At 65.7% G+C, this 14,087-nt stretch carries 11 protein-coding genes; 6 read left to right on the top strand and 5 right to left on the bottom strand.

What is annotated here, in order from left to right:
• The first annotated feature begins 54 nt into the window (after positions 1–54).
• From BZF57_RS12595 to BZF57_RS12580, 4 genes are read left to right on the top strand one after another with little or no spacing between them, the layout of a single operon-like run.
• On the top strand, positions 55–1,575 hold the full coding sequence (locus tag BZF57_RS12595; RefSeq protein WP_420810207.1) for a tryptophan halogenase family protein: 1,521 nt from the start codon (positions 55–57) through the stop codon (positions 1,573–1,575).
• Positions 1,565–2,995 (top strand): tryptophan 7-halogenase, encoded by a 1,431-nt coding sequence (locus BZF57_RS12590; RefSeq protein ID WP_086738424.1) that lies wholly within the window; start codon positions 1,565–1,567, stop codon positions 2,993–2,995. The genes BZF57_RS12595 and BZF57_RS12590 overlap by 11 nt, the downstream gene beginning before the upstream one ends.
• A complete protein-coding gene (locus BZF57_RS12585) occupies positions 2,992–4,518 on the top strand; it encodes a tryptophan halogenase family protein (RefSeq protein WP_086738421.1) in 1,527 nt (508 codons plus the stop codon). Before BZF57_RS12590 ends, BZF57_RS12585 begins: the two co-directional genes overlap by 4 nt.
• On the top strand, positions 4,515–6,008 hold the full coding sequence (locus BZF57_RS12580) for a tryptophan halogenase family protein (RefSeq protein ID WP_086738418.1): 1,494 nt from the start codon (positions 4,515–4,517) through the stop codon (positions 6,006–6,008). Before BZF57_RS12585 ends, BZF57_RS12580 begins: the two co-directional genes overlap by 4 nt.
• A gap of 27 nt (positions 6,009–6,035) precedes the next feature.
• On the opposite strand, the gene BZF57_RS12575 is transcribed toward BZF57_RS12580, so the two are convergent.
• Positions 6,036–7,061, bottom strand: a complete 1,026-nt coding sequence (locus BZF57_RS12575) for a cupin-like domain-containing protein (RefSeq protein ID WP_086738416.1) — start codon at positions 7,059–7,061, stop codon at positions 6,036–6,038.
• Positions 7,062–7,203: 142 nt separating this feature from the next.
• Between BZF57_RS12575 and BZF57_RS12570 the strand changes: the two genes are divergently transcribed.
• Together BZF57_RS12570 and BZF57_RS12565 are read left to right on the top strand one after the other, a co-directional pair.
• Entirely contained in the window at positions 7,204–8,511 is a 1,308-nt protein-coding gene (locus tag BZF57_RS12570; RefSeq protein ID WP_240505972.1) for an MFS transporter, read from the top strand.
• Positions 8,512–8,593: 82 nt separating this feature from the next.
• Positions 8,594–10,597 (top strand): serine hydrolase domain-containing protein, encoded by a 2,004-nt coding sequence (locus tag BZF57_RS12565; RefSeq protein ID WP_206073253.1) that lies wholly within the window; start codon positions 8,594–8,596, stop codon positions 10,595–10,597.
• 411 nt (positions 10,598–11,008) lie between these two features.
• Here BZF57_RS12565 and BZF57_RS12560 read toward each other — a convergent pair whose 3' ends face one another.
• The 4 genes from BZF57_RS12560 to BZF57_RS12545 all read right to left on the bottom strand — a co-directional run bounded on the left by BZF57_RS12560 (position 11,009) and on the right by BZF57_RS12545 (position 14,082).
• The gene (locus tag BZF57_RS12560; RefSeq protein ID WP_086738410.1) at positions 11,009–12,337 is read right to left on the bottom strand and encodes a type II toxin-antitoxin system HipA family toxin; all 1,329 of its coding nucleotides are present in this window, start codon (positions 12,335–12,337) and stop codon (positions 11,009–11,011) included.
• Positions 12,337–12,588, bottom strand: coding sequence for a helix-turn-helix domain-containing protein (locus tag BZF57_RS12555; protein ID WP_086738408.1), 252 nt, complete (start codon positions 12,586–12,588; stop codon positions 12,337–12,339). The genes BZF57_RS12560 and BZF57_RS12555 overlap by 1 nt, the downstream gene beginning before the upstream one ends.
• Positions 12,589–12,766: 178 nt before the next feature.
• Positions 12,767–13,099 (bottom strand): DNA/RNA helicase domain-containing protein, encoded by a 333-nt coding sequence (locus BZF57_RS12550; RefSeq protein WP_240505971.1) that lies wholly within the window; start codon positions 13,097–13,099, stop codon positions 12,767–12,769.
• Positions 13,100–13,167: 68 nt separating this feature from the next.
• Positions 13,168–14,082 carry a hypothetical protein gene (locus BZF57_RS12545; RefSeq protein WP_086738403.1) on the bottom strand — a complete coding sequence of 305 codons (915 nt, stop codon included), beginning with the start codon at positions 14,080–14,082 and terminating at the stop codon, positions 13,168–13,170.
• Positions 14,083–14,087 lie beyond the last annotated feature (5 nt).

Here is a 14,087-nt window from a genome sequence, read left to right as displayed (position 1 = left end):
AGCCCCGTTGCCAAACGCGCCGCAGCGCCGGATATTTCGGGCCGGGAGGAGCGAATTGTGGGAAGGCGGGACCCCGTTTCGGTCGTGATTGTCGGAGGCGGAACAGCCGGTTGGTCGGCTGCGGCGGCGCTCGCGCGGCTGGTTCCCGGAGGGGCCGACATCCGCCTCATCGAATCCGCCGATATCGGCATCGTCGGGGTCGGGGAGGCGACGCTCCCCCACGTCCGGCAGTTCATTCAGCAGATCGGGATCGACGAGGCCGCCTTCATGCGGGCGACCCACGCGACCTTCAAGCTGGGCATCGATTTCCGCAACTTCGGCCGGATCGGCGACAGCTACATCCACCCCTTCGGCACCTTCGGACGCGATCTCGCGCAGGTGCCGTTCCATCACTACTGGCTGCAACGCCGCGCGGCGGGCGAAGAGGCGGACATCGGCCAGTTTTCGCTTGCGGTGCAGGCCGCGCGGGCGGGGCGGTTTCAGCTCCCGCGTGAGACCGACCTCTCGCTCGCCTCGAGCTATGGCTACGCCTACCAGTTCGATGCGGGGCTGTTCGGTCCCTACCTGCGCGACTTCGCCTGCCAGCACGGCGTCACGCGCACCGAGGGCCGGATCGTGTCGGTCGAGCGGGATGCGGAAAGCGGCGACGTTGCCTCGGTCACACTGGAAGACGGCACGCGCTTCACCGCCGATCTGTTCATCGACTGCTCGGGCTTTCGCAGCCTGCTGCTGGGCGATGCGCTGGAGGAGCCGTGGGAGGACTGGTCGCATTGGCTCCCCTGTGACCGGGCAGTAGCGATGCCGACCGCCTCGCCTGCGGGGGAGATCGAACCCTATACCCGTGCAACCGCGCTCGGGGCCGGCTGGGCCTGGCGCATCCCGCTCCAGCACCGGGTCGGCAACGGCTATGTCTATGCCAGCGCCTTCATCGATGACGACAGCGCGGCCGAGGGCCTGCGGGGCACGGCCGAAGGCGCCGCACTGGCAGACCCCCGCATCCTGCGGTTCCGCGCCGGACGGCGGCGACGGTCATGGGTCGGCAACGTCGTCGCCATCGGGCTTGCCAGCGGTTTCCTCGAGCCGCTCGAATCGACCAGCATCTACCTGTCGCACATGGCGATCCTGCGGCTTGTCGACCTGTTCCCCTTCGGCGGGATCAGCCCGGCCGACCGGGCCGAGTTCAACCGGCTGGTCGACATGGAATATGACCGGATCCGCGACTTCCTGATCCTCCACTACCACGCCACCACCCGCGACGATTCCCCCTTCTGGGATCACGTGCGCACCATGCAGGTGCCCGACAGCCTTGCCGAAAAGCTCGAGCTGTGGCGCGCGACGGGCCGCGTGGCGCGCTATGGCGAGGGGCTGTTCTTCGAACCGAGCTGGGTCGCGGTCTATTGCGGCCAGAATGTCGTGCCCGACCGCTGGGATGCGCGCGCGGCGCTCCCCGACCAGCCGGTGCTGGCCCGCGCACTCGATCGCCTGAAGCAGGAAATCGCGGCGCAGGTGCAGGCCATGCCGGGCCACCGCGCCTTTCTGGAACGCGAAACGAGGCGGCTCGCCCATGCCGGGTAGCGCGCGCGAGCCTCTCGGCACCATTGCTGTCGTCGGTGACGGGCCGACCGGTCTGGTGGCAGCCATCGCGCTGCGCCGCGCCTTGCCACGCTGCGCGGTAACGGTGATCCCTACCCCGGCCGATCCCGCAGCGCTCGCCGACTGGACAGCCGCGCTCACCCCGCGCAGCAATGCCTTCCTGCGCCAGATGGGTATCGAGGAGGGGATGCTGGCCGCACGCGCCGGCGCGAGCCTGCGGCTGGGTACGGAGCTGGCCGGCTGGACAAGCGGACAAAGCCGCGCGGTGCATCCCTTCGGCGCAGCACCGCCTCCCGAGATTGCCGCGACATCGGTATCCGCTGCGCTCGCGCTGGCGGATCGCTTCGCCCTGCCGTCCGACGATCCGGCCTCTCCCCTGTCGGACATCGACTATGGCCTGCGCCTCAATCCGCAGGCCTACACACGGGCGCTCGGCGCGCTCGCCGCGCATCTTGGCGTCACCCGCAGCCCGAGCGGATTTGCCGCGGCCACCGGCGACACAAGCGGCGGCATTGCCGGGTTGAGGCTGGCTAGCGGCGAGGATGTCACCGCCGATCTGTTCGTCGATTGCTCGGGGCCGGCGTCGCTGGTGGCGCAGGGCTTGCCGTCAGAGCCGCACATTGATTGGTCGCGCATTCTGCCGGTCGATCGCCTGCTTATCCCGCCTACTACAGGAGCGCCCAAACTCACCGCGCTCGACCGCATCACCGCTACACCGCTCGGCTGGCGTGGCGAGGTGTTCGGGCGGGACGGCACCCACGCCTTATTCGCCGCCAGCATCGAGGTAGGATCGCCCGAGGCATGGGTGGAAGCGGCGGGCTTTGCCGAGGCAGCCGTCATCCCCCTCGCGCCCGGACGCCGCGACCGGCTGTGGCAGGCGAATGTCATCTGCCTTGGCGATGCCGGTGTCCGCTTCGAACCGCTGCACTGGCTCAACGCCGCGCTCGTCCATGCGCAGGTCGCGCTGCTGATCGAGCTGCTGCCGGGCCGGGATCTCCACCCGCTCGAACGCAATGAGTTCAACCGCCGCGCCGCTGCCATGGCCGACAGGGCGCGGGATTTTGTCGCGCTCCACTACCACGCGCCCACCCGCCCCGAGGGCGCGTTCCAGGATTATGCCGCGGGTCTGGCCTTGCCCGACACCCTGCGCCTGACGATCGACGAGTTCACCCGCCGCGGGCGTCTGCCCTTCTTTGAGGAGGACGTCCTCCCGCGCGATGCCTGGGTGTTCGCGATGGCATCGCTCGGCATTGCCCCCGGGCCGACCGCTCGATCCGTAACTCTGACCCCCGCCGCCCGGACCGCCCTGATCCGCGGGCACGAGGCCCGCGCCGCCGCCGCGGTGCAGTCCGCCTTGCCCTATCGCGACTGGCTTGCCGCCTATCTCCAGAGTGCCCGATGACCCACGCAATACCCGTCGAAACCCTTGTCATCGTCGGCGGCGGCACTGCCGGATGGATGGCCGCCGCTGCCGCCAGCCGCTTCCTCGATGACGGTCGCCGCACGATCGTGCTGGTCGAATCGGAGGAGATCGGCACCGTCGGCGTGGGCGAGGCGACCATTCCGCCGATCCTCAACTTCAACGCCAAGCTCGGCATTGCCGAGGCCGATTTCGTCCGCGCGACGCAGGCGACCTTCAAGCTCGGGATCGAGTTCGCCAACTGGGGCAATGTGGGCGAGCGCTACATGCACCCCTTCGGCTCGATCGGGCGCGATCTCGAGGGGGTCGCCTTCCACCAGATCTGGAGCAAGTTTCGGGAGCAAGCGGGCATCGGCCCCATCGCCGATTTCTCGATGGCCTGCGTCGCGGCGAAGGCGGGCAAGTTCGCGCCCACCGCCAGCGACCCGCGCTCGCCGCTGTCGCAGCTCGGCTACGCCTACCATTTCGACGCGGGGCTCTATGCCCGCTTCCTGCGCGGTTACGCGGAGGACAACGGCGTCATCCGGCACGAAGGGCGGATCGAACGCGTCGAGCAGGATGGCGAGAGCGGCTTCGTCACCGCGGTTGTGCTCTCCGACGGGCGCCGGATCGCGGGTGATCTGTTCGTCGATTGCTCGGGGTTCCGCAGCCTGCTGCTCGGCCAGACGCTGAGCGTTTCCTATCACGACTGGTCGCAGTGGCTCCCCTGCGACAGCGCGCTCGCGGTGCCGAGCCAGCGCACCGAGCCGCTGCTGCCCTATACCCGCGCGACCGCGCACGGGGCGGGGTGGCAGTGGCGCATCCCGCTCCAGCATCGCACCGGGAACGGCCATGTCTATTGCTCGGCCTTCATGGACGATGGCGAGGCGGAGCGCCTGCTGCTCGCCAATCTCGACGGCGCACCCCTCGCGCAGCCGCGCAAGATCGGCTTCACCGCCGGCGTGCGCGACCGCTTGTGGGAGAAGAACGTGATCGCGTTGGGCCTGTCGGGCGGGTTCATCGAGCCGCTGGAATCGACCTCGATCCACCTGATCCAGACCGGCATTTCCAAGCTTTTGTGGCTGTTCCCCGACAAGCGCTGCACCGCCACCGAACGCGACGAATACAACCGCCTGATGCGCGAGCAGTTCGATTACATCCGCGATTTCATCGTGCTGCACTACAAGGCGACCGCGCGCGGCGACACGCCGTTCTGGCTGCAGATGCGCGACATGCCGATCCCCGACAGCCTCGCCCGCAAGATCGACCTGTTCCGCGAGAAGGGACGCATCCTGCGCTATGACCACGACCTGTTCGACATTCCGAGCTGGGTGGCGGTGATGCTGGGGCAGGGCATCGTTCCTGCGGGGCACGATGCGGTCGCCGATGCGCTGGATGACGAACGGGTGATCGCCGCGCTGCGCACCCTCTCTTCCCACTATACCGAGCAGGCCCAGCGGATGCCCGCGCACGCCGATTACATCGTCCGCTTCTGCGCGGCTCCGGCACAGGCGGTGGCGGTATGAGCGGCCAGCCCTTGCGCACAATCCTGATCGTGGGCGGCGGCACGGCCGGATGGATGGCGGCCGCCGCGATCGCCACGGTCATGCCGAACATCGCGGTCGAGCTGGTCGAATCCGACGAGATCGGCATCGTCGGCGTGGGCGAGGCGACCATCCCTCAGATCAACCTGTTCAACGCCTCGCTCGGCATCAGCGACGCCGATATGCTGCGCGAGACCCAGGCGACCTACAAGCTGGGGATCGAATTCGCCGACTGGCTCGAGGAGGGGCACAGCTATCTCCACCCCTTCGGTGCCTTCGGCGTGCCGATCAACGGGGTCGATTTCTGGCACTTCTGGATCCGGACGGGCGGGCGGGTGCCGCTGCACGAATTCAACGCCAATTCGGTCGCGGCTGCGACGGGGCGGTTCGCGAAGATCAACCCGCCGCCCCCGCCCAATTCGCCGCTCGCCAAGCTGTTCAGCGCCTTCCACTTCGACGCCTCGCTCTATGCCCGCCTACTGCGCCGGGTGGCCGAGGCGAGGGGCGCGACGCGTCACGAAGGGCGGATCGTCGAAGCGACGCGCGATGCGGAGAACGGCATGCTGACGGGCGTCACGCTGGCCGACGGGCGGGTGCTGACGGCCGATCTCTACCTCGATTGCTCGGGCTTCCGCAGCCTGCTGCTCGGCGAGACGATGGGGGTGGGCTACCGCGACTGGTCGCGCTGGCTGCCGTGCGACCGTGCGTTGGCGGTCCCGACCGAGCGGCACGAGGAGCCCATCCTCTACACCCGCGCCACCGCGCGGGCGGCGGGGTGGACGTGGCGCATCCCGCTCCAGCACCGTACCGGCAATGGCTATGTCTATTCGAGCGCGCATGTCTCGGACGACGAGGCTGCGGCCACGCTGCTTGCCGCGGTCGACGGGAAGCCGCTTGCCGAGCCGCGGCAATTGCGCTTCACCGCCGGGCACCGCGAGGAGTTCTGGCACGGCAATGTCATCGCGCTGGGCCTCGCCGGCGGCTTCCTCGAGCCGCTGGAATCCACCAGTATCCATCTGATTCAATTGGTAATCAGCCGTCTCCTCACCCTGATGCCGCGCAGCCTTCCGGCGACCGGGACGGTGGCGGAGTTCAACCGGCAGTCGGTCAAGGATTACGAGGGGATCCGCGATTTCCTGCTGTTCCACTACTGGGCCAACCGGCGAGGGGAGCCGTTCTGGCGGGAACGCCGCGCTACCCTGCCGCCTGACCAGACGCTCGCGGACCGTATCGCCCTGTTCCGCGAGACAGGCCGAATAACCCGCGAAAACAACGAGCTGTTTGCCGAGGCGAGCTGGCTGGCGGTGATGCTCGGGCAGGGGGTGGAGCCCGCCGCCTACTCCCCGCTGGCCGACCTTGTGCCCGAGCAGGAACTGGCCGACATCATGGCCATGCTGCGCGACACAACCGCGCAGGCGGTGGCAAAATTGCCCTTCCAGGCGGAGTTTATCAGGGGTCTGACGGGGGTCTGACCGCGTCTGGCGGGGGTCTGAGGCGGGCTAACCCGCACCTAGCGCACGCATCACGAAGGCCCGCACGCCCTCTGCCCGGCCAGCGCCGGGCGGACCGCTCACTCCGCGCGCGTGCGGCGGCAGGTGCGCGGCGGCATCGGCGGCGTCGGGCGCGAACACGAAATGGTCGAACCAGTGCGCCCACGCCGCTTTCTCGGGCGGCGGCAGATCGCGCACGGCCAGCATCGCATGGACCAGCGCGGCAAAGGGCGAGGAGTTGGCCGGCGCGTTGTACCAGTAGTTGACGAGGATATTGGCCGGATCCAGCGCCTCGATGCAGTGCCACCACAGCGAGGGCATGTAGATCGCATCGCCCGCTTCAAGCTCGGCCACGACCGCGTGCTCCATCGCCTCGGCGTAGCGCGGATAGCGTTCGAGATCGGGCGCGCGGATGTCGACCATGCTCACCGGCTGGCCCGCGATCGTCACATCCAGCGGGCCGACATAGAGGTTCGCGGTCTGGTGCGGCGGGAACAGCACCACCCGCCGGCGGCCGAGCGCGACCACCGCGATATTCTCGGAGATATCGAAATGCGGGGCGACGTGGCTGGCATTGCCGACCCACACCCGCGCGGCGGCATCGGGGATCGGCAGCGTCAGCCGGTTCGCTGCGGCAAAGCCGGGCAGATAGGTATCGACCGGGTTCGAACCGGCATAGACCGCAGGGGGATCGGGCTGTTCCACCAGCGCCAGAATCTGCGCGCAGACCTGTGCGAGGCCGACCGTCTGCACCGCGAAATTGTAGCCCAGCATGTCGTCGGCATAGAAGAACCGCCCGCCCAGCGCCGCCGCGCCGAGCATCGTCTTCGCTCCCTTGCCGGTGTCGAATTGCAGGAGATGATCGAAGGCTTGCCGCGGCCCGGTGCGACCCTGCCCCACCAGCGGCCAGTCCGCCGCAAGCCCCCGAAACACCAGCGGATGCCCCGCCTGCGCGGCATCGGCGAGCGCTGCTGCCGGATCACCGCTGCACTCGGCAACGCTGCGCCCGGGGCGCCAGCTCCACGGCTTCAACATCCGGCTTTCTCTCCCGCACCCCTGATCGGCGCTTGATTATGCGTCTACCTTGCGCCATCCAATAAGATAAGCAAAATTATTTAATACAGGGAGGGGATCGATGGTGGCCAAAAACGGCTCGACAGGCCTTGCGTTCGCGGCCGTGACGACGCTCTTTTTCGCGTGGGGCTTCATCACCTCGATGCTCGATCCGCTGGTCGCCTCGGTGAAGGGCATCTTCACTCTGAGCGATTTCGAGGCACAGCTGAGCGCCTTTGCCTTCTTCATCGCCTATGGCGTCACCAGCCTGCCCGCCGCGGCCTTGCTGGCGCGCCTTTCCTCGGTGCGCACCATCCTGATCGCGCTCGCGATGATGATCGCGGGCTGCCTGACCATGCTGCTCGCTGCCAATGCCGCGATCTATCCGGTGGTGCTGGCGGGCCTGTTCATCCTCGCGAGCGGGATCACGATCCTGCAGGTCGCCGCCAACCCGCTCGCCGCCGCGCTCGGCGCGCCCGAGCGCAGCCACCTGCGCCTGACGCTGAGCCAGACCTTCAATTCGGTCGGCACCTTCATCGGCCCGATCATCGGCGCGAGCCTGTTCCTCAAGGATCTCGAGGTGAAGCCCGGCGTCGAGGTGACCGATGCGGTCCGCGATGCGGCGCTGGCGGGGATCGACCGGGCCTATTTCTGGATCGCGGGCATGATCGCGGCGCTGCTGGTGTTCTTCTACCTCAGCCGCAGCGCCTTGAACGCGGCCCAGCCTCCGGTCGAGAACGCCGCCGCGCAGCCCGGCGCGCTCGCGACCCTCGGCGATGCGCTGTCCTCGCGCTGGGCGGTGTTCGGCAGCCTTGCGATCTTCCTCTATGTCGGCGCGGAAGTCTCGATCGGCACCCAGATGGCACTGTTCCTCAATTCGAACGCGGTGTGGGGCCAGTCCGAGGCCGCATGGTCCTTCCCCGCCATCAGCTGGCTGTTCAGCAATGACGGGGTGCCCGGCATCTCGCTGGAAGAGGCGGGCAAGTTCACCGCGCTTTACTGGGGCGGGGCGATGATCGGGCGCGCGGTCGGATCGGCGCTGCTGGCGCGCTTCGATGCGGCGCGGCTGCTGGCGATCTTCACCGTCACCGCCGCGCTGATGTGCCTCTATGTCATGGCGGTCGGCGGGGTGAGCGCCGGGTTCGTCGCGCTCGCGATCGGCCTGTTCAACTCGATCATGTTCCCGGTGATCTTCACCCTCACGCTCGAACGGTCGAGCGCGAGCCAGGAGGCGACCTCGGGCCTGCTGTGCACAGCGATTGTCGGCGGCGCCTTCATCCCGCTGCTGGCGGGGGCCGTGTCGGGGGCGAGCAGCTATGCCACGTCCTTCATCGTCCCGGCGCTGTGCTACGGCGCATTGACGCTGTTCGCTGTGCTGGCCGGACGCGCGGCGGCGCAGCGCACGGTCGCAGCGGGGGCGGGCGGGCACTGACGGGGCATAGTCCCCCCGCCAATTCGCAGTTGCCAGACCTTCTTGCCTGACGGATATTCCCGACCGGTTGGGAGGGGATTCCATGGCAAAGTTTCTGAAAGTCACCGCGTGCCTGCTTGCGGTCGCCGCGCCGCTCGCGCTGGCGATGCCCGTGTCGGCGCAGACCGCCGCCGAGGCGCAGGACGCGGCCGCGCTGTCCGGCGTGACACCTGCGGGGGCGACCTTCACGCTCTCTCCCGGCTGGACCCGCAAGGAGGCACCCAGCCTCGTCGAACTGGCCGCGCCCGAAGGCGATTTCCGCATCGCCATCGTCGAGGTCGGCGCCGCCGCTGACGCTTCCGCCGCGGCGGCCAAGGCATGGCAGCTGTGGTCGCCCTCGCAGACCCGCCCGCCCAAGATCGTCACCGCAAGGCCCCCGCGCAACGGCTGGGAGGAGCGGCAGGTCATCGATTACGAGACCTCGCCGAACGAGAAGCGCGCGCTCTATGCGGTCGCGTTCCGCAAGGGCGCGGACTGGACGCTGGTGCTGATCGACGGGGCCGAGGCGACCGCCGACAAGCGCGCCGCAGCCATCGGCCTCGTGCAACAGAGCCTGCGTCCGGCGGGCTATGCGCGCGAGAGCTTTGCCGGACGACAGGCGCATCCGATGGACGCCGCGCGGATCGCCGAGCTGCGCAGCTTCGTCGAACAGTCGATCAAGGAGCTGGGCGTGCCCGGCGCGGGAATCGCTATCACCGACCGCAACGGCACGCTCTATGCGGGCGGCGTCGGCGTGCGCGCTATGGGCAAGCCCGAGCCGGTCGACGGCGACACGATCTTCGCCATCGCCTCGAACACCAAGGGCATGGCGACCCTGCTGCTCGCCAAGCTGGTCGACGAGGGCAAGCTGCGCTGGGACGAGCCGGTGACCGAGGCCTATGCCCCCTTCCGCCTCGGCAGCGATGCGACCACTGCCAAGGTGCTGGTCAGGCATCTGGTCTGCGCCTGCACCGGCCTGCCGCGCAAGGACTTCCAGGTCATCCTCAACTCCGACCCGAACGCGGCGGCCAAGGACACCTTCGCCCAGCTCGCCGTGACCGAGCCCACCAGCGGTTTCGGCGAGGTGTTCCAGTACAACAACCTCATGGCCTCGGCCGCGGGCTATATCGGCGGGCATCTGGCCGAGCCGGAGGTCGCCGATCTCGACAAGGCCTTCGATACGGCGATCCACCGGCTGGTGTGGGGCCCGCTCGGCATGACCCGCACGACGCTCGATTTCGGCAAGGCGACGCAGGGCAACTGGGCCTGGCCGCACGCGACCGACATCACCGGCGCGCACCAGCCGATCCTCGATGCGGGGCAGAAGCTGAACTTCGCCTTCACCCGCTACGGCGCGGCAGGAGGGGCGTGGTCGACCGCCGCGGATCTGGCGAAATACGTCCGCTTCGAACTCAACGTGGGCAGGCTCGACGACGGGACGCAATATGTCTCGGCCGCCAACGTGCTCCAGCGGCGGGTGGCGAACGTGCCGGTCGGCGAGGACCGGGTCTACGGCATGGGGATGCAGGTCGACCGCGACTACGGCGTCGACGTGGTCCACCACGGCGGCAGCCTTGCCGGGTACAAGAGCGACATCATCATCATCCCCGAGGCCGGGATCGGCGCGGTGCTGCTGACCAATTCGGACTACGGCCAGGCGCTGCTGCGCCCCTTCATGCGGCGGCTGCTCGAACTGCTCTACGATGGCAAGCCCGAGGCTGCGAGCGATGTCAGCGCGGCGGCGGCACGCTACAACGCGGAAATCGCGGCAGAGGCGGCACTGGTCTCGGTGACCCCCGACCCCGCGGCAGTCGCGGGCCTTGCGGCATCATACTACAACGCCGACCTCGGCCCGCTGAAGGTGACGCGCGACGCCAAGGAAACCCGTTTCGCCTTCCGCACCATGTCGACCCCGGTCGGCACGAGGAAGAACGAGGACGGCACGCTCAGCTTCGTCGGGCTCGATCCCACCCTGCTGTTCTTCCCGCTGGTGGCCGGCACACAGGACGGCAAACGGACGCTGGTGGTGCGCGACAGCCAGCATGAGTTCGTGTTTGTGGAGCAATAGGGAAGGGGGCAAAACCATTGCCCCGTCCGCGCCGCTTGGCCTTTGCGGGGTGGCCGCGATGGTGCGCGTTGCAGCGGGAAAATGGTGCCCAGAAGAGGACAAACAAGTAAAAAGTAAGTATTTGATATACTTATCATATATACATTTCGAAGATTGAAATGCCACTTGCCATGCCCCCAAGTCTGATTTGCTCAAAAGATTTGGGTCTTTAAGCACTGTTTCAGGCACATTCACGATGTAGCACATCGTTTCGTGTGAATGCAAGTTTCTTCAGAAGATTTATTTGATGCGTGCTTACCGTTTCGATCGCCTTTGGAGTCCGCAAACGGCTGAATTGATCCGTTGGCGGGTTCCCGATGGCCAAGCGAGAGCAAGCGGCAAAGCTTCTGCGGTCGGCCGCGCTGAGTGCCATCATAGGTCCCTGAGGCCAGCTTCGAGAAGATTGAGCCGGCCGCTGATTGCCCGTTCGATGCTCTCGTAAACTTCGAAGGAGAAATCAGACGGCATCCGCTCCAGCGCTCGCGCTGGCGCAGTTCCTGCAAGCTGCAGAATGCTGTGGATCGCCATTTCGATTGGGGTCGAGCCAATCCCTGCTTCCTTCCCCGTCTGTATGAAGTGGCGTCCGGCAATCTCGAGAATTCTGTATTTCCGGCTGTCCCCGGCAGACATGGCCAGCTTGTACTTGTTGTTGGGTATCTGCAGCCGGTCGAAGGCGGGCTGGGCTGAAAGGACGTCGTACATCGGCGTCAATCGATAGCGGCCGCCCGGACGCAGGAAGATCGAGAAATTCTTGGCATGCCCATCCGTCGCCCCGATCAGCCAGAACAGAATGAGAGCGATGAAGAAGTCTCGCTGATCATCCATCGGCTCGTCCGACCCCTGAAGCAGGCCGAGTATGCTGACCGCGCCGGGTCCGCCTTGGCTCTGATACTTTTTGGCTGGAGGCACCCCGAGAGCCTGACAGCAGTCCTCTTGTGGCAGACGCAGAAGATTGTCCGTGCCGCGCCAGCGTCTGTCGAAGCGCTCGACCACGAGGACGCGGCGCTTGCCGAAGGTCTCGATCCAAGTGTTGGCGACCTTGAGGCCGAACTCCTCGAGCAGTGTCAGGCAATAGTGCTCGTTGTCGACGCTGGCATTCATATCGATGATGCCAGAGGCGGTCGGAATCTCGCCAAGCTGAGGCTTGAGAAGGTGCGTTGTCGGCGTCGCTCCTGAGGGGCGCATCCATTTTCCGTCTTTTAGGAGGAACGCAGTCTTTTCCTGTGCGCCTGCAACGGAGATCCGGAAGTCATCGTCCAGGTCCATGCCGAGCGGTGCCCGTGCAAGACCTGCAAGAATGCGCTCGATATCCTCTTCGGACACCTCCTCGCCTTCGATTTTCGGCACGAGATCGTGGTCATCGTCTGCATGAAGGAATTGCATGGCGCCGACGCAGTCGCGGCCAATTTCTTCTAGCAGACTGTAAGCGTCAGTGCCGGCTGCCCCGGTGCGTTCCGCAACCCTTTTTCGGATGTTGGGATTGTCCGGCAGAAGGTTCTCGAAGACAGCCGTAACCGGCGCTCCGGTCCACGGCGTCTCGCGGATCGGAAGCGAGAGGGAGACGGCAAATGCATGCTCCCAGTCAAGCCAGCTCTGGGCGTAGGTGAACTTGGTGGCGCCGCTGGTCTCCTTCTCGAGGTTTCCGACCATCCGCCCATTGATGAGTACGTCAAGCGGCGCATGGGCCTTCCGACGTGGCATCAGAAGATGTCCTCGATATCCGCGGCCTGTCTGGCGTTGCGCGCGTCAACGACAAGATCGAGGCTGAGGGCTGCGAATATCGCGTGAATGGTGGATAGCTTTGTGCCTTCGTGTCCGGTCTCTATCTTGGACACCAGCTCTTGGCGCAGTCCCGCGTGATCCGCCAATTCTGACTGTGTCCAGCCGCGGTTTCTGCGTGCACGCCTGATGATGTTACCGAGCTGAACGGGTGATCTTACGATTTGCGACATGTGTGCCCTCCTCGGCACTTTATGCCCGAAATCGCATAAATCCGCAATATGTCATTTTTCGCATAAAGACAGAATATGCGCCAAACAGCATAAAGGTACTATATGCTGAAAATCGCATAAACCGACCATCACATATCAAGGTCTCCAAGCGCGGAAACCAGCTTTGAAGCTGAGCCTGTCACAAGCTCTCGAAACCGCACGCGAGCAGATGGGTCAGTATGCCGTCATAGAAGCTGGGGGACCGGGTCTCATCGGCCGCCGAACCTTCGGGCACAAAGACAATTATCCCCTGCTTGGCCCGCGTCATAAGCACGCGATACGAATTCACAATAAATGCTTGCCTGCTGGTATCATTGACCGCCCGCCACCGGGTTCCTCTGAACTGCCAGGTCTGCAAGGCGCCATTTTCCCACCGGAAGTTCGCGTCCCAGCACACGCAGGTCCAATCCAGCTCTAGTCCCTGAACATCAAACTTGGTGGCCGCGTCTTCGAGCGCATTAGATGAACGCACGTCTGGGCGCCCGTTGCCTACTTCGATCTGCGCTAAGGCTCTTACGGCATTGGTGATAGCGATCCGCGTTATGAACGGCCGCTCCTGGTGGAGGCCGCCGCCCGGGCGTCGCGTCGCCGACGATACACCTCAGCCAGTTTCTCCACGTCTTCGATGCCGAGAACAGCCTTGCGGCCGATAAGGAAAATCGACGCGTAACGGTCGAGGATGCCTTGGTTGAGCTTCAGACCCACTTTCATCTGGGCTCGAGCGCGTCGAAGTTGGTCCGGCGTCGCCTCCGAGATCCCTCGCCGCTCGAGGAGCTTAGTGATCAGCTTTTCTCGTCGCTCCGATAAAGCTGCGTTGCTGCCATGGTTGACGATGTACGTGGCGAAGACTTTCCCGAAGATCTCGTGGCATTGGAAGATGCTCAACACCTCGGCTAATCGCTCCCCATATGCTTGGGTGATGTTGCCTGTTTCGAAAAGGCGTTCGTAGAAAGAAGGGAATCTCGCTTCCAACTCTCCGACGCTAATCTCGCGTTCCGGTGCGATCGTAAGGAAGTAGGGGCTCGGTTCGGTTACAGAAAGCTCGGTCGACAGATACATGCCGAAGCAAACGCCAAAGATGCAGCAGACGTTGTTCTCTGCGGCAACGTTCACCGCACGAAGCGCCGACGTCAGTTCGGCCCACCCGAGACGATCGCCGCTAGGTGCTAACAACAGGCCCGATTCCTCGGAACCGTGGCAGTCGAAGTGCAGGATTGGCCGAAGGCCGTCGCGACACCTCGACGCGAGTGTCGCAAGCGCTGCCAGCATTTCGGCCGTCGACGACACCACGATTTCCTCGAACTGGAACGTTCCACCGCGCTCCGCGAGAGGTTCGATGTCCTCCACCATCCTGCGGGACGGACCTAACTCGTCCTCGGGTAGCGATCGTAGCCAGACGATCGTGTTCACCTCGAACTTGTCGACAATGTCGATGATGGGCTTTCCGTATTCCATCCATG

It is taken from the genome of Erythrobacter colymbi, from assembly GCF_002155685.1.
GTDB lineage: Bacteria > Pseudomonadota > Alphaproteobacteria > Sphingomonadales > Sphingomonadaceae > Erythrobacter > Erythrobacter colymbi.
Note: the sequence above shows the minus strand (reverse complement) of the source record. Positions and strands in the feature narration are given on the sequence as shown.